Origin of the sequence: Kitasatospora sp. NPDC057904 (genome assembly GCF_042887925.1) — a bacterium.
Taxonomy (GTDB): domain Bacteria; phylum Actinomycetota; class Actinomycetes; order Streptomycetales; family Streptomycetaceae; genus Kitasatospora.
Map to the genome: position 1 here is coordinate 168,345 of NZ_JBHVOL010000002.1, position 21,458 is coordinate 189,802.

Here is a 21,458-nt window from a genome sequence, read left to right on the forward strand (position 1 = left end):
GGGTGGGCCGGCGCCCGGCGGCCGCCGGCGCGCCGCCCCGCGCCCCGGGGCCGCCCGGGCGGCGCGCCGGCGGCCCGCCCCCCCCCCCCACCGCCGCGTCGCCCGCGTACTGCTCCAGGCAGCCGCGGGCACCGCAGGCGCATCCGGCGCCGTCCGGCTGGACGGGGATGTGGCCGAGTTCGCCGGCGAAGCCGCGGGCGCCCCGGAACAGCCGTCCGTCGATGACCAGGGCGGCGCCGATCCCGGCCTCGGCGGAGACGTGGACGAAGGTCTCCGCGGCCTGCCCGGCGCTCCAGTACTCGGCCAGCGCACCGAGGTTGGCCTCGTTCTCGGGCTCTGGCACGGTGTCCGGGTCGGGCCAGTGGTCGGCGAGGGAGACGCCGCGCCAGCCGAGGTTGGGCGCGCGCTCGACCAGCCCGGCCGGTTCGTTCGGCACCACCCCGGGGACGGCCAGGACGCGGCCCTCGACGCTCAGGCCGAGGTCGGCGGCCTCCGCCTGCGCCTCGGCCGCCAGCGCGGCGGCCTCCGCCAGCACCTCCCCGGCCGGCCGGCCCGCGTTCTCCCGTTCGACCCGGCGCCACACCCGTGGCTCGCCGCGCAGGTCCACCACGCAAGCACCGAGGTGGGTGATGCCGATCTCCAGCCCCAGACCCGCCGGGCCCTGGTCGTTCACGGCCAGCGCCCGTCCGGGGCGGCCGACCCGGCCACTGGCCGTGGCCGCCGCCTCGGTCAGGGCTCCGCGGCCGATCAGCTCGTCCACCAGGGAGGAGACGGCCGCCCTGGTCAGGCCGATGCGCCCGGCGACGTCCGCGCGCGAGAGCGGGCTGTGCCCGGCGACCGCGCCGAGGACCAGTGAGAGGTTCTGGCGTCGCATGTCCTGCTGCGACGCAGGTCCGCTCTCCGGTCCCTTGCCCGCCCTGACCACCACCGTCACGCGCCCCTCCTACCGGTCCTCGGCCGGAGCACCCTGCAAGGCCCCGGCCCGACGCAGGGTATCCCCGATCCGCATCAGCGCGTCCTCGTCCTTCTTCACGGCCTCCAGGACCGGTCCCTCGGCCGTCCGCCAGCGGCGTGCCACGGCGTCGGCGCGCTCGCCGGTGAGCAGCGCGGCGGCCTGGGCGGCGGCGCCGATCGCCACCAGTTCCTGCGCGGCGGGCACCTGGACCGCCCGGCCCGAGAGCCGCAGGACGGTCCGCTGCCACGCCGTGCCGCGGGCGCCGCCGCCGATGAGCAGCAGCGGTTCGTCGCCGTCGGGGTCCTCGCCCCCGGCGCGCAGGACGCCGTCCAGGGCCGCGAGCAGGGCGTGGGCGGCGCCGTCGTAGGCGGCCTGGAGCAGCTGCCCGCGGGTGGTGTCGTGGCGGAGTCCGTGGATCAGGCCGGACGCGCCTGGGAGGTCGGGCGTGCGCTCGCCGTCCAGGTAGGGCAGGACGACCGCGGTGCCGCCGTCCTCGACCTCCTCGCGGCCGCGTCCGAGCAGGGCGGCGAAGCGGTCGACGGCCAGGGTGCAGTTGAGCGTGCAGGCCAGCGGCAGCCAGCCGCCGAGGGCGTCGGCGAAGCCCGCGACGGTGCCGCTCGGATCGGCCGGCCGCGTCCGGCCGACGGCGTAGACGGTGCCGGAGGTGCCCAGGCTGAGCACCGGCTGCCCGGGGCGCAGGCCGAGCCCGAGGGCCGCCGCCATGTTGTCGCCGGTGCCGGTGGCCACCAGTGCCCCCTCGCGCAGCGGCAGACCGGGACGGACGACGCCGGCCCGCACACCGGCCGGGAGGACCTCGGGCAGGAGCGCGGGATCGAGGCCGATGCAGGCGAGGACGTCCCGGTCGTACCCGTCCGGGCCCCACCAGCCGGTGCCCGACGCGTCGCCGCGGTCGGTGACGGCCTCGCCGGTCAGCCGTTCCGTCAGGAAGTCGTGGGGCAGGCGGACGGCGGCGACGCGGTCGGCCGCGGCGGGCTCGTGGGCGCGCAGCCAGGCCCACTTGGGGGCGGTGAAGGCGGCCGTCGGGACGCTGCCGGTGCGGCGGGCGATCTCCACCGCGCCGAGCGCGTCGCGCAGGTCGGCGGCCTGCGGCGCGGACCGGACGTCGTTCCAGAGCAGCGCCGGGCGGACCGGCCGGCCGGCCGCGTCGAGGGTGACGAGGCCGTGCTGCTGGCCGGCGACGGAGACCGCCGCCGCGCGGTCCGCCCAGCCCGTACGCGCCGCGGCCTCGCCGAGCGCCGACCACCACTGCTCGGGGTCGCTCTCCCTGCCGGCCCCCGTGCTGACGGTGTGCTGGGCTCGGCCCTCGCCCACCACGGCGCCGGTGTCGATGTCGACGGCCAGGGCCTTGGTGGACTGGGTCGAGCTGTCGACGCCGATCACGACACGCTGCTCAGCCATGCGTTCCTCCGGTGTGGGTTCCTTTTGACGTTCCGGCATACTAATTTGTTGAGAGCCCTGACAAACACCCTCCGCACGCGATTCGGAGCCGCTCCATGTCCAGCGACCCGCTCGTCCCCACCCCCGCGCACAAGTTCACCTTCGGCCTGTGGACCGTCGGCTGGCAGGGGCGCGACCCCTTCGGCGACGCGACCCGGCCCGCCCTCGACCCGGTCGAGACCGTACAGCGGCTCGCCGGGCTCGGCGCCCACGGCGTCACGTTCCACGACGACGACCTGATCCCCTTCGGCACCGGCGACGCCGAGCGCGAGCAGGTGGTCAAGCGCTTCCGCGCCGCCTTGGACACGGCCGGGCTGAAGGTGCCGATGGCCACCACCAACCTCTTCACCCACCCCGTCTTCAAGGACGGCGCGTTCACCGCCAACGACCGTGACGTGCGGCGCTACGCGCTGCGCAAGACGATCCGCAACATCGACCTGGCGGCGGAGCTCGGCGCCTCGGTCTACGTCGCCTGGGGCGGCCGCGAGGGCGCCGAGTCGGGGGCGGCCAAGGACGTGCGCACGGCCCTCGACCGGCTGAAGGAGGCCTTCGACCTCCTCGGCGAGTACGTCGAGCAGCAGGGCTACGACCTGCGCTTCGCGATCGAGCCCAAGCCCAACGAGCCGCGCGGCGACATCCTGCTGCCCACCGTCGGCCACGCGCTGGCGTTCATCAACGAGCTGGAGCGCCCCGAGCGGGTCGGCCTCAACCCGGAGGTCGGCCACGAGCAGATGGCCGGCCTCAACTTCCCGCACGGCATCGCCCAGGCCCTGTGGCACGGCAAGCTGTTCCACATCGACCTCAACGGCCAGTCCGGCATCAAGTACGACCAGGACCTGCGCTTCGGCGCCGGCGACCTGCGGCAGGCCTTCTGGCTGGTCGACCTGCTGGAGTCGGCGGGCTACGACGGCCCCAGGCACTTCGACTTCAAGCCGCCGCGCACCGAGGACTTCGACGGCGTGTGGGCCTCGGCGGCCGCCTGCATGCGCAACTACCTGCTGCTGGCCGAGCGTTCCCGCGCCTTCCGCGCCGACCCGGAGGTCCAGGCCGCGCTCACCGCCTCGCGCCTGCCCGAACTCGCCCTCCCCACGGCCCAGGACGGCCTCACCGGGCTCCTCGCGGACCGCTCCGCCTTCGAGGACTTCGACGTCGACACCGCCGCCCGGCGCGGCATGGCGTTCGAGCAGCTGGACCAGCTGGCCTACGAACACCTCCTCGGCGCCCGCTGACCAGGGCCACGACCGAGCCGGGCCGTGCGGGCTGCCGACCCGGCTTGCTCCGTCGTGGTCGAGCGAGCGCCTCACCGGCGTGGCCTGGTACTCGCCCAACCACTGCCGGGACCCCTACCAGCTGTAGGGGGCGCATCTACCGCCCGGGTCGGCGCCGACCCGCCGACCCGTGAGGACCCCCCGGCCGGGGGGTCCTCACGGTGCCCGAATGGTCAGGCGCGGGCGGTCATGCCGTGCCCGGCAGGTGCCAGATCTGGTTCTTCTTGGTACTCAGCACGCTCGCGGGGTCGCAGGTCCACTGGTGGACGGGGGCTCCCGGTGCGGTCGACACCCCGCTGACGTCGACGCACTTGCCGCTGCCCACCGCGACGAGCTGGTAGTCCTGGCCGCTGCCCAGCGCGGTGACCGGCTGCAGCGTGAACATCTGGTTCGTCCCGCCGCCGCAGGTCCATCGGATGACGGCGGCTCCGTCGGCCGCGGAGGCACCCGAGACGTCCAGGCCCTTGCCGCTGTACTCGTCGACCACGGTGTAGGTGTTCGCCCGACCGGCGACTGGCTTGAGATCGAGCATCTGCTGGTAGCCGCCCTCGCCGTTGTACTGCTGGTACTGCGTAGCGCCGGCGGTGCTGAGGTTGGTGTCGTCCAGGCACTGACCGTCGTAGAGATATCACGTCTCCCTGGCCGCCAAACATCCTATGTATGCCGAGTGTTCATCCAACGAAGCACGGAGGTGACAGATCGTCAGATTGCGCGCCCATATTGCTTGAGCCAGCCAAAAGGCCAGGCCAGTGGCACTGTCAAGCACCCGCAGAGACATCCCATGTGTCGCCGGGCGAGCAGCTCGCCCCGTCCGATGCCTTGACAGTCGTCACGAGGCTGCCAGAATCGGCTGGGCCGCTTCTGTTATCGCTCACATTTCTACGCCTTGCACGCGGCAGGCCGTGTCGAGCCGCACGGCATGCGCTGCCCCAGCTTCGGTGTCGCGGCCCGGAACATCCTCCACCCAACGACGAAGGATCCAGCCATGGCGATCAACAGACGTGTCTTCCTGTCGAGTGCCGCCGGCATCGTTGCCGCCGCGACGGCGAATCTGACGCTCGGTACGACGAGGGCGGTCGCGGCTCCGTCGTCCTACTCGCCCACCTGGGCCTCGGTGGATCAGCACCCGCCGGCGCCGCAGTGGTTCCAGGACGCCAAGTTCGGGATCTACTTCCATTGGGGTGCCTTCAGTGTCCCGGCGTACGGCAGCGAGTGGTACCCGCGGAACATGTACATCGGCGGGAGCGATGTGAACAACCATCACATCGCCACCTACGGGGACCCGTCGGTCTGGCCCTACAACAACTTCCTCGACGGGGCCCGCGACAAGGCTGGCAACTGGGTGCAGTTCGCGCCCAAGTTGGCCTCCCAGGGCGGGAACTTCGACCCGGACGCCTGGGCCCAGCTCTTCGTGGACGCCGGCGCCCGGTTCGCCGGGCCGGTGGCGGAGCACCACGACGGCTTCTCGATGTGGAACAGCACGGTCAACGAGTGGAACTCGGTGCAGCGAGGACCGAAGCTGAACCTCCTGCAGATCTTCCGCGACTCGATCCGGGGCAAGGGACTGAAGCTGCTGGTGGCCATGCACCACGCCTACAACTTCAACGGCTACTACGACCACGCACCGGCGCAGCCGACCGCGAGCCTGCAGAAGCTCTTCGGCCAGCTGGGCACCACGGCGGAGAACCAGCTCTGGTACGACAAGCTCAAGGAGGTCATCGACCTGGCCCAACCGGACATCCTGTGGGAGGACTTCGACCTCTCCAAGGTCGACGAGACACAACGCCTGAACTTCCTCTCGTACTACTACAACCAGGCCCTGGGCTGGGGTCGGGAGGTCGTGGCCACCTACAAGGACGGTTACGACAACCTCGGCGAGGTCTTCGACTACGAACGCGGCGGCCCGGGCGACATCGCCAACCCGTACTGGCTGACCGACGACAGCATCAGCAGCTCCAGCTGGTGCTACACCGTCGGCATCGGCTACTACTCCACCCAGCAGATGCTGCACGCGCTGATCGACCGGGTCAGCAAGAACGGCAACATGCTGCTCAACATCGCCCCCATGGCGGACGGGACGATTCCCCAGGGCCAGAAGGACGTCCTTCTGGGCATCGGCGACCACCTCCACCGGTTCGGCGAGTCCGTGTACGCCACCCGGGCGTGGACGGTCTACGGGGAGGGGCCGACCAAGATGGGCGGCGGCTCCTTCACCACCCCCGTGGCAGGCACGAACAAGGACTTCCGGTTCACCCGCAGCAAGGACGGCACCGTCCTGTACGCCACGGTCCTCGGCTGGCCCGGGAGTTCCACGACCATCAGCACCCTGGCGAGCGACCGCATCGACCTCAGCTCCCTGACCTCGGTCCAACTGCTCAGTGCGACCGCAGGCACGTACACCAGCCTGCCCACCCCGACCCAGGCGAGCGACGGCCTGCACATCACGCTGCCGTCGTCCTCGGCCCCGTTCAACGCCCTCGCCTACGTCCTGAAGTTCACCTTCTCCGGTCAGATCCCCGTCCTCCAGCCCGGGGGCACCGGCGTGGCCACCGCGTACAGCGACATCTCGTACGCGGGCACGGCGGCCGCGCTGGTGCTGGGCGGCTACACGGCCGCCCAGTTGCAGAGCGCGGGGCTGGCGGCGCAGACCATCTCGTCCCTGCGGGTTCCGGCCGGCTACCAGGTGATCGGCTACTCCGGCGACAACTTCACCGGGACGGCGTGGACCTTCGGCGCGGACAACCCCGACCTGCGCAGCACCGGCAACAACGACGCCGTCACCTCGCTGAAGGTGATCTTCAACCCGGCGGCCTACTTCCGGATCGGCAACGTCACCGACGGCCTGGCCCTGGACAGCGGCGGCAACGTCGCCTCGGGCAGCAACCTCAAGCAGTGGACCTGGAACGGCAGCCCCAATCTCCAGTGGCAGGCGGTCGAGCTCGGCAACGGCTACTACAAGCTGGTCAACCGCACCAACGGGATGGTCGCCGACGGCTGGGGCGCCACCTCCAACGGGGCACCCGCGCAGCAGGCTCCCTGGAACGGCGGCACCAACCAGCAGTGGCAGATCACCGATCGGGGCAACGGCCTGTACAGCATCGCCAACCGCACCACGGGCCTGGTCCTGGACGGCGGCGGCCAGGTCGCCGCCGGCTCCGTCACCAAGCAGTGGGGCTGGAACGGCAGCTCCAACCTGCAGTGGTCCGTCATCGCACAGTAGGCCGTCGAACGGGCGGTTCACGACGCGCTGCCCAACCGCTACAACGCCGTCGACGAGTCCGCTCCGCAGGCCTGTCCGCGTGGCCAGCGCGCCAGGACCCTTCGTCGGGCTCCCGCAGCCGGGAGTCCGACGAAGGGCAGCCCGACGAACGGCCCGGGGCCGTCAGCCGACAGGCAGCAGGGCCGGGTCCGCCATGATCCGGCGGACCGTCGTCAGCGGTCGAGCAGCTGGACCGGCTCGCCCTGGAGCACCTCCTCGACACCCGCTGACCGTAGCCCTGCCCGAGCCGGGTCGTGCCACCACCTGGACGCCCCGGCAGGGCCTGTCCGGGCCGTGCCGGGGCGACGCGGTGTGCTACCGCCGGCGGGCGGTGATCAAACGCTGCAGGACGATGAAGACGAACAGCAGGGCGCCGATGACGATGCGGGTCCACCAGGAGCTGAGGGTGCCCTGGAAGCTGATCACGGTCTGGATCAGGCCGAGCACCAGCACGCCCAGCAGGGTGCCCAGCAAGTAGCCGGAGCCTCCGGTGAGCAGGGTGCCGCCGATGACGACCGCGGCGATCGCGTCGAGTTCGAGGCCCACCGCGTGCAGGCCGTAGCCGGACAGCATGTAGAAGGTGAGCAGTACCCCGCCGAGCGCGGAGCAGAAGCCGCTGATCGCGTAGACGGTGGTCTTGGTGCGCTGCACCGGCAGGCCCATGAGCAGCGCGGACTGCTCGCTGCCGCCGAGCGCGTACACGTTGCGGCCGAACCGGGTGTAGTGCAGCACGACGAACCCGACCGCCAGCACCAGCAGCGCGATGACCGCGCTCGGTGAGACGAACAGGCTGCCGAGCGGAATCCGGGTCTGCGCCATGGCGGTGTACTGCGGGTCGGTGATGGAGATCGACTCGACGCTGATCGTGTAGCACAGGCCGCGGGCCAGGAACATGCCGGCCAGGGTGACGATGAACGGCTGGATCTCGAAGACGTGGATGACCCAGCCCATCAGCCAGCCGCCCGCGGTGCCCATCAGCAGGACCAGCGGGATCACCAGCAGCGGCGGCCAGCCGTGCAACTGGACCAGCCAGGCGGAGACCATGGTGGACAGCGCCACCACCGCGCCGACCGACAGGTCGATGCCTCCGGTCAGCACGACGAAGGTCATGCCGACCGCGACGACGAGCAGGAAGGCGTTGTCGATCAGCAGGTTGAGCACGACCTGGCCGGAGAAGAAGCCGTCGTACTGCACCGAGCCGACGCTGAACATCGACACCAGCAGGACCGCGGTGACCAGCAGCGGGATCTGCCCGCGCAGGCGGGTCAGCAGGGCGTTGGCGTTCATTCGCCGACCTCCCGGTTGATGGGGGCCACAGCGTGCGGCCGGACGGCGGCGGTGCGCCGGGCCCGGGCGCCGCGGGCAGCGAGCTTGGCGCGGAAGACGGGCGACTGGATCAGGCAGACCGCGATCACCACGAACGCCTTGAACACCAGGGTGGTCTCCGGCGGGATGCCGATGGTGTAGACGGTGGTGGAGAGGGTCTGGATGATGAGCGCGCCCAGGACGGTGCCGCCGATCGAGAACCGGCCGCCGTTCAGCGAGGTCCCGCCGAGCACCACCGCGAGGATGGCGTCCAGTTCGATCCAGAGTCCGGCGTTGTTGCCGTCGGCGGCCGAGACGTTGGAGGACACCATCAGGCCCGCCAGCGCCGCGCACAGCGCGCTGAACACGTAGACCAGGGCCACCAGCCGCATCGCCCGGATGCCGACCAGCCGGCTGGCCACCGGGTTGCCGCCGACGGACTCCAGCAGCAGCCCGAGCGCGGTCAAGCGGGTCAGCAGCACGGTGGCCAGCACCACCAGCGCGCTGAGCAGGATCGCGAACGGCATGGTCAGCCAGTAGCCGCCGCCGATCAGCTTGTACGGCTCGCTGGTGACGGTGATGATCTGGCCGTCGGTGATCAGCTGGGCCAAGCCGCGTCCGGCGACCATCAGGATCAGCGTGGCGATGATCGGCTGGACGCCGACCTTGGCCACCAGCACCCCGTTCGCGACGCCCAGCAGCACCGCCGTGCCGAGCGCGATGCCCGTCGCCCCGAACACCGTGCCGAGGCTCGCCGGGTCGGCGGCCTCGCTGATGTGCTGGCAGGCCAGCGCACCGGCGATGGCGACGGTGGAGCCGACCGACAGGTCGATGCCGCCGGTGGCGATCACCAGGGTCATGCCCAGGGAGACCAGGATCAGCGGGGCGCCGAAATGCAGGATGTCGACCGTACTGCCGTACAGGTGGCCGCCCTGGACGTGGACGGCGAAGAAGTCCGGGGTGAAGGCGAGGTTGCCGAGCAGCAGCACGGCCAGCACCACGGCCGGCCAGAACAGCCGGGACCGCGTCACCGCCCTCGCCCGCGCGGTGGTCAGTGCCGTGGTCATTCTTCCGCTCCGCTCGCGATGGTGGCCAGGACACGCTCCGGGGTGAGCTCGACGTCGTTGTCGAGCTGGGCGACCATCCGGTGGTCGCGCAGTACGCCGACCCGGTGACTGAGCCGCAGCACCTCCTCCAGCTCGGCGGAGATGAACAGCACCGCCATGCCGTCCTCGGCGAGGTTCGCCACCAGCTTCTGGATCTCGGCCTTCGCCCCGATGTCGATGCCCCGGGTGGGTTCGTCCAGGATCAGCAGCTTGGGGTCGGTGAGCAGCCAGCGGGCGAGCAGCACCTTCTGCTGGTTGCCGCCGCTGAGGTTGCGCACCAGCGCCTCGGGGTCGCCGGGGCGGATGTCCAGGGCGCGTATCCAGCGCAGCGCGTACGCGTCCTGCGCGGTGCGCGACAGCGGGCGCGTCCAGCCGCGGGACGCCTGCAGAGCCAGGACGATGTTCTCCCGGACGGTCAGTTCGCCGACCAGGCCCTCGGTCTTGCGGTTCTCGGAGCAGAACGCGATGCCGTGGGCGATCGCGTCGCGCGGGCTGCGCAGCGCGGTCTCGACGCCCTCGATCCGCAGCGTGCCTCCGTCGCTCTGGTCGGCGCCGAACAGCAGCCGGGCGGCCTCGGTCCGCCCGGAGCCCAACAGCCCGGCCAGTCCGATCACTTCGCCGGGCCTGATGGCCAGGTCGTACGGCTCGACCGCGCTGCGCCGGGTCATCCCGTCGGCCTGCAGGAACGCCGTTCCGTCGGCCGGTGCGGTGCGTTCGCGCCGCTTTCCGCCGCCGAGCTGGTCGAGTCCGGCGAGCTCGGTGCCGATCATCCGGGAGACGAGTTCGACCTGGTTCAGCTCCCCGGTCAGGTACTCGCCCTCCAGTCGGCCGTTGCGCAGCACCGTCATCCGGTCGCAGATCTCGTAGATCTGGTCGAGGAAGTGCGAGACGAACAGGATCGCCACGCCCTGGTCGCGCAAGCGCCGCATGACGGCGAAGAGTTGGCGCACCTCGTCGCGGTCCAGGCTGGAGGTGGGCTCGTCCAGGATCAGCACCTTGGCGGAGACGTCGACCGCACGGACGATCGCCACCAGCTGCTGGACGGCGATGGAGTAGCTGTTCAGCGGCGCGCTGACGTCGACGTCCAGGTCCAGCTCGCGGACCAGCTCGGCGGCCCGGCGGCGCATCGCCGCCCAGCCGATCAGGCCGAACCGGCGGGGTTCGCGCCCGATGAAGATGTTCTCCGCGACCGACAGGTTCGGGCAGAGGTTCACCTCCTGGTAGACCGTGCTGATCCCGGCCTGCTGGGCCTGCAACGGCCCGTCGATCCGCACCCGATCGCCGGCCAGCACCACCTCGCCGCCGTCCGACTGGTGGACGCCGGTGAGCACCTTGATCAGCGTGGACTTGCCGGCGCCGTTCTCCCCCATCAGCGCGTGCACCTCGCCGGGGAAGAGCCGGAAGTCGACCCCGTCCAGCGCCACCACCCCGGGGAACTCCTTGCGGATACCCCGGACTTCCAGGACCGGTTGCTGACGCACCCCGGTTCTCCTCTCGTCGTGCGATCCGGCTCACCGGGGAGCGATCCGGCCGATCGCTCCCCGGGCCGGCCAGGCCGGTCAGTACTGGCGGTTGGGCAGGGCCGCGGTGGCCTGCTCGGGAGTGAAGGTGCCCTCCTCGGTCTTGATCCGCCGCGGCACCTGCTCACCCGCCTTGACCTTCTTCACCAGGTCCATCAGCTGGTCGCCGAGCAGCGGGTTGCACTCGACGTCGTAGTTGATCTTCCCCTGGCTCATCGCGGTGAAGGCGTCCTTGACGCCGTCCACAGAGACGATCTTGATATCGGTGCCCGGCTTCTTGCCGGCCTCCTCGATCGCCTGGATCGCGCCGAGCGCCATGTCGTCGTTGTGCGCGTACAGCACGTCGATCTTCGACTGGGACTTCAGGAAGGCCTGCATGACCTCCTTGCCCTTCGCGCGGGTGAAGTCGCCGGTCTGCGAGGCGACCACCTTGAACTTGGGCTCACCCTTGGTGGCGTCCGCGAAGCCGGACTTGCGGTCGTTGGCCGGCGCCGAACCGGTGGTGCCCTCCAGCTGGACGATGTTCACCTCGTCGGACTTGCCCTGGTACTCCTTCACCAGCCAGTCGCCGGCCTTCTTGCCCTCCTCGACGAAGTCCGAGCCCAGGAAGGAGACGTAGAGCGACTCGTCCTTGGAGTCCACCGCGCGGTCGGTCAGGATGACCGGGATCTTGGCGTCCTTCGCCTCCTTCAGCACGGTGTCCCAACCCGACTCCACCACCGGCGAGAAGGCGATCACGTCCACCTTCTGCTGGATGAACGAGCGGATCGCCTTGATCTGGTTCTCCTGCTTCTGCTGCGCGTCGGAGAACTTGAGCTCGATGCCCGCCTTCTTCGCGGACTCCTGGATCGACTTGGTGTTCGCGGTGCGCCAACCGCTCTCCGCGCCGACCTGCGAGAAGCCCACCACGAGCTTGTGGCCGGCCCCCTTGTCGGCCGAGCCCCCGCCTCCGCCGGAACCGCACGCGGTGAGGACGGTGACCATCGCACCGGCGACCAGGGCCGCCGCAGCTCTCTTGGACATGGTGGGACTTCCTCTCGGGATCATCGATCGCGCGAACGGCACCGACTGCGTGAACGCAAGGTATCGTCGCCGTTTCGCTCGGAACCGATTGTTAACGCTAACAATTGGCCCCAGCAAGGCCTCCGCGCCGCGTTACCCAATCTTGACCAGGACGCCACCGGCAATCGGAGGCACCCTCAACCCCATATCCATGACGGCCAGTTGACGACCGGAGGAGCACGCTCCCTGCCGTGGAGGACCGGAATCACGGAACACGCCTCGGGCCCGATCGGGGCAGGTCACACCAGATCGGCGGTGCACGATCGGAGGCTCGCCGCACTCGATGGCGTCGGCGCCGGCTCGCCGTCGACCAGTCACAACACCTGCCGCACTGCGGTCGACGGCCGGCCGCCGCCATGCCGCCGAACCGCCGCCCGTGCCGCTCCGGGGCAGTTGAGGCGGTCGGCGCGGCAGGCTCGCGCCGGCCCGGGCGGGCGGCTTCTCGGCGGCTCCGCCGACCGTGGCCGGGCGCGCAGGCCCCGGCCGCAATGGCTGCGCCGAGCTCAGGGGCGGTCTCGCCCCTGAGCTCGGCACCCGTCAGGACCATCGGCACCATGGCCCGCCCGCAGCATCGCGCTGCGCACGACCGCCGGCGCCCCGGCGGCTCAGCCCCAGGGCTGGGCCACCAGCCAGCTGGTGTCGTCAGCCCAACTGGCGGAGCTGTCCCAGCTGTTGGAGCCTCCGTTGTCGGCAATGTAGACCGTGTAGTTGTAGTGGCGGAGGTACTTCGTCGGGAAGTTGACGGACTGGAAGGAGGTGCCGACCCCGCTGTTGCCGCTGGTGGCGCAGAAGGTGGCGTCCTGCGCGAAGGAGCCTGCGCCGCTGTCGAAGTCCAGGTAGAGCTCGTAGTTGTAGTGGTGCAGGAACTGCCCGGGGTTGTTGGCGGACTCGAAGGACAGGCAGGAGCTGTTGGCCAGTCCGGCGCGGACGATCCAAGTGGCGTCGGCCTTGTCGGTGGCCGAGCCGGCGGAGCTGGTGTCGGAGATGACGACCTTGGAGTCGGTGTCGTTGTGGCGGAGGTAGTGGGAGGTGCAGCAGGGCGCGGTGGTGGCCCGCAGGGAGATCCGGGAACCGGGGGTCAGCGTGCCGGTGCTGGTCGAACCGCTGTTGTAGCCCACGGCGGTGATGTTGGCCTGGACCGCGTTCTCGGTGGCGTCCGACGGGTAGCCCTGGGTCATGACCCCTTCGTAGAAGGTGCCTTGGGCCCACTTGCTGTTGTCACCGCCGATGCCGAGGATGATCGCGCCTTCCTTGTGCATCGGGTCGTAACCGGTGGCGTTGGGGCGTGCGCCGTTGTAGAAGGTGGACAGACCGCCCGACTGCGCGTCGCCGCCGTGGAGGGCCCACTGGTTCGGGCCGCCCTTGAGCATGGCGGTCAGGAATCGGTTGCTGACGCTGGGGTCATTGGCGTTGAATCCTCGGTTGACCCCGGAGAACAGGCCGTTCTCCAGGTCGGCCATGACCCAGGGGCCGTTGCCGCTGCCCGAGCCCCAGCTCTTGTTGTTGCCGAAGTAGAGGGCCTCCATGTGGCCGTTGCCGGTGTCCAGGTTGTTGGTCTCGGCGTTGCCGTAGTCGAAGCAGCAGCCGCCGTTGAAGTGCGTGCCGTCGAAGACGGCGTACATGCCCTCGGCCTGGTCGCCGGTGGCGATGCCGTTGGTGTTGTTGTTGCGGTACCCGGTCCCGGGGGCGACGTAGACGCCGTACGCCTTGTGTCCGCCGACGGTGACCGGCGCTTCGAAGGCGTTGGCGAGGTTGTCCGGCCCGCCGGCCGCCCCGCCGGCAGGCGCCTGGGTGAGGTGGTTGCCCTTGCCGGACTGGTCGTAGAGGACGGTGATGACGCAGCTGGTGCCGGCGCAGAAGGAGTCCTGCGCGGCGGCGTCGGCGTATCCGCCGGCGCCCAGCAGGCCGATGTCCTTGGTCGCGTTGTCGGAGGCGCGCCTGACCTGGTACAGCGGGCCGTTGTACGCCCCGTACAGGGCCCGGGTGGTGCTGTGCGCGGCAACGCACGGGGTGTTGCCCGCGGCGTAGATGTCGCACGGTCCCTGGGTGGCGGCCTGTGAGGTGCCGGCCGTGGCGGTGAGCAGGCCGGCGGCGAGCGCAGCGGTGGTACCGGCCGCGAGGAACGCGTGTCGGAGGCGGTTCATCCACGGTTTGATCATGAGGAGTTCCTTCACTGGGTGGGGGTGGGGGGCGCCGACGAACCTCCCGGTGTCCGGCTGTGCGGACGGCACGGGTTGCGCTGGCGCCTGCGGGTCCGGTGCGGCTTCCTGCCCTCGTGGGCACCGGACCCCCTGCACGGGGGCTGCTGGTCAGCTCCAGGGGACGGCGACGAGCCAGCTGGTGTCCTGGGCCCACGACGAAGGGCTGTCCCAGGCGTCGGTGCCGCCGTCGCTCGCGACGTAGCCGGCGAAGCGGTAGTGGCGGACGTACCTCTCCGGGAAGTTGAGGGACTTCAGGGAGTAGCCGGTGCCGCTGTTCCCGGGCTGCGCGCAGAAGGTGGCGTCGGCGGCGAACTGGCTGGTGCCCGCGTTGGGCTGGAGAAGGAGCTGGAACGCGTAGTGCCTGAGGTACCTGCCGGGCATGTCGGCCGACTCGAAGGAGACGCAGCCACTGCCGGCCAGGCCGGCCCGGACGATCCAGGTGGCGCCGCCCTTGTCGATGGCGGAACTGCCGGAGGTCACCGGCGCGATCACGACCCTGTCGTCGCTCGTGTCGTGCTGCAGGTAGTCGTCGGTGCAGCAGGAGGTGGTGGCCCGCAGCGACACCTTCGCGCCCGGTGTGAAGGGGGCGGTGACGTCGGTGCGGTAGCCGGCCGCGGCGATGTTGGCCTGGACCGCGGCGTCGGTGGCGTCGGAGGGGTAGCCCTTGACCATCGCCCCCTCGTAGAAGGTGCCCGCGCTCGCGTTGCGGTTGGTCTGGCAGCAGTCGCCGCCGCTGCCGAGGATGACGGCACCCTGCTTGCGCATCGGGCTCCATCCGCTGGGCAGCGAACCGCTGTAGAGCTCGGTCAGGCTCCCGGACTCGGCGTTGGCGCCCTTGAGTGCCATCTGGCTGGTGCCGTCGTTCTTGAGCATCGCGGTGACGAAGCGGCTGGTCTGCGGGACCTGGCGGGGGTTCCACGCCTTGCCGCCACCGGAGAACAGGCCGTTCTCCAGATCCGCCTGCACCCACGGGCCGGTTCCGCTGCAGCCGCCGAACCAGCATTCCGTGCCGAAGCTGATCGCGTCCATGGCGCCGTTGCCGTCGGCCTTGTGGTCGATCTCAGTGTTGCCGTAGTCGAAGCAGCAGCCGTTGTTGACGTGGGTGCCGCTGGTGACCATGTACTCGCCTTCGGACGAGCTGCCGGTCGGCACGCCCCCGGCGGAGTTGTGGGCGAAGTAGCTGTTGCCGGGTTCGATGGAGAGCGCGTACGCCTTGTGGCCGCCCACGCTCAGCGGCTCCGTGTTCGCGACGGCCGCCGTGTCGGCGCCGCCGGTCCCGCCGGGCCCCTGGTAAACCAGGGTGTTGCCGCCGCCGGTCTGGTCGTAGACGCGGGTGATGGTGCAGGTGGTGGCCGCGCAGAAGGAGTCCTGTGCCGCGGCGTCGGCGATGCCCCCGGCGGACAGTACCCCGACGTCGTGCAACGTGCCGTCCGAGGCCCGCTGCACCTGGTACAGCGGGCCGCCGTAGGAGGCGAACAGCGCACGGGTGGTGCTGTGCGCCGCGACGCACGGCGTTCCGCCGCCGGCGTAGACGTCGCACGGCCCCTCGGCCGCGGCCTCAGCGGTGCCCGTGCCGGCGAGCAGACCGGCGGCCAGCACCGCGGTCGTTCCGACCGCCGCCAGCGCCCGGCGGGCGCGGCTCAGCCACGATCGTATGGTCATGAACGAACTCCTTCGCGGGTGGGGGAAGGAAGAAGGCGTTCCAATATTGTTAGCGTTAACAACAGTGGCCGGAAAAGAGCGCACCCGGGACGCCGAGGAAGTTCCTGGCCGGGCTGCGCCGCCCCTCACTATGGCCAGACGCTGAGACACCGTCAAGATGGCTGGTTGTTAACGCACACAATCGTGAGATCGCCTCCGCGACGACGACTTCCGGGTGTCGGGCGGGTGTCGGGCGGGTCCGGGGCGGCCGGGTCCGGGGCGGGAGTCCCCGCACGCCCGTGCTGTGGCGTGCGGGGACCCGCGTCCTGGGGCCGCCGTCAGGCCGGGTAGGGCAGCTCCGCCTCCACGGTGCCGGCCGGGCTGACGTTCAGCGCGCCGTCCGGGCCGCCGATCCGCAGCGCCAGGGGCACGGGCCGCCGGAGGCGTTCGTCAAGTGACCACCCGCTGAACGGCTCCGTGGAGTGGCTGCACAGGAACCGCCTGCATCCAGGACGAGGAACCCCGACCGGCGCGCGGCCGGGGTTCCTCCAGGCGTCGGGTACCGGTTCTCAGACGGACCGGGCGGGTCAGCGCTGCAGGGTGAGCACGCCCGGCCGGTACGGCAGCTGGATGTAGGACGTGCCGTCCGAGTTGGGGTTCCTGCCCTGGTAGAGGAACTGCATGTTGCATGGGTCGATGGTCATGGTCTGGTCGGGGTTGTTGCGAACCAGGTCACCGTGGCTGATGTCATTGGTCCAATTGGCACCGCTGTTGGCCTTGCTCGCGAAGGCGTCGCTCGCGGTGGCGGCCTGCGGAGTCCAGGAACCGTTCAGGCTGGTGGCGGTGAACGAGCGGAAGTAGCGGTGCTCGTTCACGTCCCGGGCCTCGACGATCATGAGGTACTGGTTCTGGCCCTGGACCTTGTAGACCTGGGGCGCCTCGAACAGGTTCTGCACCGTGTCGCTCATGACCGTGGTGTACGAGGAGCCGAAGCTACCGGGGAAGTTCCCGATCGGCATGCTCGCCCGGTAGATGCTGCCGTTGTCACCGGCGAAGAACAGGTACATGTTCTGGTCGTCGGCGATCAGGGTCGGGTCGATCGGGCCGCCGGTGGGGAGACTGCCGGTGAACAGCGCCTGCGGCGCGGACCAGCCGTTGGGGTTGGTGGGGTCGCTGGACGTGCGGTACGTGAAGGGCCAGGCGGTCCCCCACCCCAGTGAGGCCAGCACCCAGGTGTTCTTGGGCGCGAAGTAGAACAGCTGGGGCGCCACCGCGGACGAGGACATGACGGTCTGGGTGGCCGAGGCCATGTCCGCCCAGTTCGTGAAGGGAGCGAATCCCATCGACTTCCACGACGTTCCGTCGGAGTAGGTCGCGTAGACCAGGTGCTTGCCGTTGTAGACCACGTCGGTGAAGTCCTTCAGCGCGGCTCCCCCGTTCACCGGCTCCGCCAGCGGACCGGTCGAGGTCCACCGGTACGTCGACGGGAGAGCACACGTGGCGCCCGTCCCGGACAGGCCGGTCCACTGCTGGTTGCCGGTGCCGCCGCAGTTCCAGAGTTGCACCGCCGTCCCGTTGGCCGTACCACCGCCCGACACGTCCAGGCACAGCCCGGACTCCACACCGACGACCGTCCCGTCGGAATTCACCCGCCACTGCTGGTTCGCGGCGCCGGTACAGGCCCAGATCTCCACCCGCGTGCCGGCCGCGGTGGCGTGGCCCGGAACATCCAGGCACTTGGTGCCGTACACGGTCAGCTGGTTGCCGGACGTCAACGTCCACTGCTGGTTGGTCCCGCCCGAACAGTCCCAGATCTGAAGGAACGTTCCGTCGGTCTGGCTCGCGTTCGGCACATCGAGACACCGACCGGAACCCGCACCGCGCAATGCGCCGCTGGTGGCCGCCTGAGCCTGGCCTGCGACGAGCATCGACGCCAACGCCACCACGGCCGCAGCCACGGCGGTGAGCACCACGGACAGAGGTCTGCGGTTGGAACTTCGTCTGCGCATCGAGATGTCCTATCTGTGGGGATGGAGCTGTCACACGGTTCGGTTGTCGTTGACACGTGTGCTACCTGGCGGCGCGCGCCAGGAGTCGGGATCGGCCGGCGGGGAAGCCCCACCTTTGCCTGTCGGACTTCAGAAGCCCTGCACAGGTGCTTCTCTCTGCGGGGAAGGTCGGCGGAGGATGCGCCTCCAACTCGCCGTATGCGAAGGCGTTGCCGTCCACCGAGTCGGCGGGGGCGACGTGCAGCTCGCCAAGGGTGTTAGCGCTAACAATGCAGGGTCGAAGGGAGCCCTCCCAGTGGGAGGCAGATGAGATCTTGAACGTGAGCGGAGTCAATACCCGCCCACCTCGGCACGTCAAGACAGCTGCAACGACTTCCCGTGCCGCGACCGGTCGACCGGAGCGGTCCAACCGCATCCTGCCGTGGCGGGCGCTGACCGGCGACGACAGCTACGACCTCGACCACCGGGTGACCAGGGTCTCCAACCGTCCCAAGGAGAAGACGCCATGACGACCGATTCGGCCCCGCAGCAGATGCTGGTGCTCTACCGGTCCAGCTCCGCACTGGACTCCTCCGTCGTCGGCTGGGCGAGGTACGACGGCACCGGCCGCACCTCTCCCACCACCGACGACAGCGACGAGCCGCCGTACGAGACAGGAGTGACGGCGCTCCGGGAGGGCCGGCGGCTGTTCCAGGCCGCCCAGCTGATCCCGCCGTACCCGGGTCACGAGTACGACGTCTCCTCCCTCAAGCACGAGTTCTTCTTCGAACGGATCGCCGACGCCCGCAGCCCCGGGGTGGCGATGACGCCCTTCGGGGCCACGGTGACGGGTGCCGGCCTCGTCCAGCCCGCTCCCCGGCCCCCGCTTTCCGCCGAGCCCCACCCCCAGGTGGCGAGTGTGCCCCGGCGGAACAGAAGCAGACCCCGGACGTGGCATCCCTGCAACCTGACGACTCGTCATCAACTGTCAGAATGTGCGGTGTAGGTGAACCGGCCGGCGATCGGACATGGGATGCGATGCAGGCCTCCGTGGAGCGGGTGCATCCCCCCGTTCCTCCTGACAGTGCCGCCTGTCGAGCAGCTTTGCAGATACGGGCCTGTCATCGTGACTCCTGCGCCTGTTCCCGGCCATGGGATGTTCAGCGCGAGGGCGAACGTGCTATCTCTTGGAGTGCACTCCGTCCGGCGGGAGCACGGAACCAACCCGCCGGCGAAGGGAGCCCGAACCGGCGAACGCGGCGGACCAGCGCATGTGCGAACGCTGACCGCGCTCCTGACGGAACCGGACAGGCCCGTGACCGGACGGCTCCGGCCGTGCCCCAGACGGACGAGGACGCTTCCGCGCCGGGCACGGCTCGTCGGCCGCAGCGGTGACCGCATCGCCCCCGTGTCCCACAGCTGCCGCGCCGCGACGGTACAGCCCGGCTCCCGTCGTGCACTGGACCAGGACTCCCCTGAGCGAGGACTAGATGACTGAGGCGAACCTCGTCGTGCTGTCGGCCGGTGACGCGGCCCTCGTGCTCGACACCACCGGACCCGCGATGCCCCGGGTGCTGCACTGGGGCGTCGATCCCGGCTTCCGTGCCGGCGACGCCGCGCAGGTGCTCGACGCCATGGCCCGGACCTCGCGCCACCAGGCCGGGAGTCTGATGCCCTCCCAGGGGCAGGGCTGGGGCTGGTTCGGACGTCCGACCCTGTCCGGGCACCGCGACGGCCGGGTGCGCCCTCTGCGCTTCGAGCTCGCCGAACCGGCCGCCGTACGCGCCCAGGACGGCCGGGGCGGCACCCTCCGTGCGCGGGCCCTGGACCCCGGTGCGAGGCTCGCGCTGGACACCGAACTGCAGATGACGGAGCAGGGCGTGGTGCGGCTGCGCCACACCCTGACCAACACGGCCACGGACACCTACACCCTGGACGTCCTCACGTGTGTACTGCCGGTGCCCGCCCACACCGCGGAACTGCTGGACTTCGCGGGCCGCTGGGCCCGTGAGCGCTCCCCGCAGCGCGCTCCGCTGCGGCAGGGTGTGTGGTCGAGGGAGAGCCGTCGCGGCCGCACCGGCTTCGACGCCGGGTTGCTGCTCGCCGGCACCGAAGGCTTCGGCTTCCGCCACGGCGAGGTCTGGGGCGTGCATCCCGCCTGGAGCGGCAACCACGTCCAGTACGCGGAGCGGCTGGCCGACGGGACGACGGTCCTCGGCGGCGGCGAACTGCTGGACGCAGGTGAGATCCGGTTGGCGGAGCACGAGTCGTACCGAACCCCGTGGGTGTACTTCGCGACCTCCGGCACGGGCCTGGACGGGATCAGCCGCGGATTCCACGACATGCTCCGGAGCCGACCCCGGCACCCGAACTCCGCCCGGCCGGTCACCATGAACATCTGGGAGGCGGTCTACTTCGACCACGATCCCGAGCAGGTACGCGCCCTTGCGAACACCGCGGCAACGGTCGGCGTGGAACGGTTCGTCGTGGACGACGGCTGGTTCCGGCACCGCCGCCACGACCGGGCCGGCCTCGGCGACTGGTACGTCGACGAGAAGGTGTGGCCCGACGGGCTCCGCCCGCTCGCCGACCACGTCCACGGCCTCGGCATGCAGTTCGGCCTCTGGGTCGAACCCGAGATGGTCAACCGCGACTCCGACCTGGCCCGCGCCCACCCCGACTGGTTCCTCGCCGACCCCGAACGCCTCCCGTTCGAGCAGCGCAGCCAGCACGTCCTGGACGTCGCGCACCACAACGCCCACGCCTACCTACTGGAGCGGATCAGCGCCCTCGTCCGAGACGTGGGCATCGACTACCTCAAGTGGGACCACAACCGCGACCTCGCCGACGCCGTCCACGACGGCCGACCCGGTGTGCACGCGCAGACCACGGCGGTCTACCGGCTCCTGGACGAACTGCGCGGCCGCCACCCCGGGCTGGAGATCGAGTCCTGCTCCTCCGGCGGAGCCCGCGCCGACCTCGGCATCCTCGAACGCACCGACCGGATCTGGGGATCGGACAACATCGACCCGATCGAACGCCAGGCCATCCAGCGCTGGACCGGCCTGCTCCTGCCCCCCGAGCTGATCGGCTCCCACATCGGCTCCGCCCCCGCCCACATCAGCCGCCGCGACACCACGCTCGCCTTCCGCTGCGCCACCGCCCTGTTCGGTCACGCGGGCATCGAATCCGACATCTCGAACTGGTCGCAGGACGAGCTGACCGCACTGACCTCATGGGTCGGTGCCTACAAGCAGCTACGGCCGCTGCTCCACGGCGGCGACGTCGTCCGCACCGACCACCCCGACCCGGCCGCCTGGGTCCACGGCGTCGTCTCGCGGGACCGGACCCGCGCCGTCTTCGTGTACGTCCAACTCGACACCTCCGTCGCCGAGAACGGCGCGCCCGTACGCCTCGCGGGCCTGGACCCCGAGGTCCATTACGCCCTGCGGGTGCGGCCCGAGCTCTCCTGCCCAGAGCACACCTGGCCCGCCTGGGCACGACGGGCGTCCGCGCTCACCCTGACCGGCCGGTTCCTGACCCAGGTCGGCCTGGCCGCCCCGGCCCTGGCCAACCAGCCCGGCCAGGCGTTGGTGCTTGAGGCCCGGACGCAGCCGCCGGCCTCCGGGAGGCGATGACGAGGTCGACGAAGGCGTACCGCGCCGCGCGGAGGGATTGCACGACCGTTCTCTCCT

The 21,458-nt window shown here is 70.6% G+C and carries 13 protein-coding genes and 2 pseudogenes; 5 read left to right on the forward strand and 10 right to left on the reverse strand.

The window, feature by feature from the left end; all coding sequences use genetic code 11:
- A partial coding sequence (locus ACFVSN_RS06285) for an ROK family protein (protein ID WP_387953802.1) occupies nucleotides 1-934 on the reverse strand: 934 nt, incomplete at its 3' end.
- Between the two features lie 9 nt (nucleotides 935-943).
- On the reverse strand, nucleotides 944-2,374 hold the full coding sequence (xylB, locus tag ACFVSN_RS06290) for a xylulokinase (protein ID WP_387591679.1): 1,431 nt from the start codon (nucleotides 2,372-2,374) through the stop codon (nucleotides 944-946).
- Between the two features lie 95 nt (nucleotides 2,375-2,469).
- Here xylB and xylA point away from each other — a divergent pair, with 95 nt between their 5' ends.
- Nucleotides 2,470-3,642 (forward strand): xylose isomerase, encoded by a 1,173-nt coding sequence (gene xylA, locus ACFVSN_RS06295; RefSeq protein ID WP_387591676.1) that lies wholly within the window; start codon nucleotides 2,470-2,472, stop codon nucleotides 3,640-3,642.
- 226 nt (nucleotides 3,643-3,868) lie between these two features.
- On the opposite strand, the gene ACFVSN_RS06300 is transcribed toward xylA, so the two are convergent.
- On the reverse strand, nucleotides 3,869-4,288 hold the full coding sequence (locus ACFVSN_RS06300; protein WP_387591694.1) for an RICIN domain-containing protein: 420 nt from the start codon (nucleotides 4,286-4,288) through the stop codon (nucleotides 3,869-3,871).
- 378 nt (nucleotides 4,289-4,666) lie between these two features.
- Here ACFVSN_RS06300 and ACFVSN_RS06305 point away from each other — a divergent pair, with 378 nt between their 5' ends.
- Nucleotides 4,667-6,901 carry an alpha-L-fucosidase gene (locus ACFVSN_RS06305; protein ID WP_387591673.1) on the forward strand — a complete coding sequence of 745 codons (2,235 nt, stop codon included), beginning with the start codon at nucleotides 4,667-4,669 and terminating at the stop codon, nucleotides 6,899-6,901.
- Between the two features lie 354 nt (nucleotides 6,902-7,255).
- Here the strand turns inward: ACFVSN_RS06305 and yjfF are convergent, their stop codons facing one another.
- The 7 genes from yjfF to ACFVSN_RS06340 form a co-directional block, all read right to left on the reverse strand.
- Nucleotides 7,256-8,227, reverse strand: coding sequence for a galactofuranose ABC transporter, permease protein YjfF (gene yjfF, locus ACFVSN_RS06310; protein ID WP_363658757.1), 972 nt, complete (start codon nucleotides 8,225-8,227; stop codon nucleotides 7,256-7,258).
- Complete coding sequence (locus tag ACFVSN_RS06315) at nucleotides 8,224-9,312, reverse strand: ABC transporter permease (RefSeq protein WP_387591669.1); 1,089 nt, start codon at nucleotides 9,310-9,312, stop codon at nucleotides 8,224-8,226. The genes yjfF and ACFVSN_RS06315 overlap by 4 nt, the downstream gene beginning before the upstream one ends.
- A complete protein-coding gene (locus ACFVSN_RS06320; protein ID WP_387591666.1) occupies nucleotides 9,309-10,832 on the reverse strand; it encodes a sugar ABC transporter ATP-binding protein in 1,524 nt (507 codons plus the stop codon). Before ACFVSN_RS06320 ends, ACFVSN_RS06315 begins: the two co-directional genes overlap by 4 nt.
- Before the next feature lie 78 nt (nucleotides 10,833-10,910).
- Complete coding sequence (locus ACFVSN_RS06325) at nucleotides 10,911-11,894, reverse strand: ABC transporter substrate-binding protein (protein ID WP_363658768.1); 984 nt, start codon at nucleotides 11,892-11,894, stop codon at nucleotides 10,911-10,913.
- A 644-nt stretch (nucleotides 11,895-12,538) separates the two neighbouring features.
- Nucleotides 12,539-14,077 carry an alpha-L-arabinofuranosidase B gene (locus tag ACFVSN_RS06330; protein WP_387591663.1) on the reverse strand — a complete coding sequence of 513 codons (1,539 nt, stop codon included), beginning with the start codon at nucleotides 14,075-14,077 and terminating at the stop codon, nucleotides 12,539-12,541.
- Nucleotides 14,078-14,242: 165 nt separating this feature from the next.
- Entirely contained in the window at nucleotides 14,243-15,796 is a 1,554-nt protein-coding gene (locus tag ACFVSN_RS06335; RefSeq protein WP_387591660.1) for an alpha-L-arabinofuranosidase B, read from the reverse strand.
- A 566-nt stretch (nucleotides 15,797-16,362) separates the two neighbouring features.
- Nucleotides 16,363-17,784 (reverse strand): non-reducing end alpha-L-arabinofuranosidase family hydrolase, encoded by a 1,422-nt coding sequence (locus ACFVSN_RS06340; RefSeq protein ID WP_387591657.1) that lies wholly within the window; start codon nucleotides 17,782-17,784, stop codon nucleotides 16,363-16,365.
- Nucleotides 17,785-18,167: 383 nt separating this feature from the next.
- Between ACFVSN_RS06340 and ACFVSN_RS06345 the strand changes: the two are divergent.
- The 3 genes and pseudogenes from ACFVSN_RS06345 to ACFVSN_RS06355 form a co-directional block, all read left to right on the forward strand.
- Nucleotides 18,168-18,293 (forward strand): annotated as a pseudogene (locus ACFVSN_RS06345) (phytanoyl-CoA dioxygenase); the annotation flags it as partial.
- Nucleotides 18,290-18,565: pseudogene (locus ACFVSN_RS06350) on the forward strand (hypothetical protein); the annotation flags it as partial. The pseudogenes ACFVSN_RS06345 and ACFVSN_RS06350, both read left to right, overlap by 4 nt.
- A gap of 688 nt (nucleotides 18,566-19,253) precedes the next feature.
- Nucleotides 19,254-21,401, forward strand: a complete 2,148-nt coding sequence (locus tag ACFVSN_RS06355; protein ID WP_387591653.1) for an alpha-galactosidase — start codon at nucleotides 19,254-19,256, stop codon at nucleotides 21,399-21,401.
- Nucleotides 21,402-21,458: the final 57 nt, after the last annotated feature.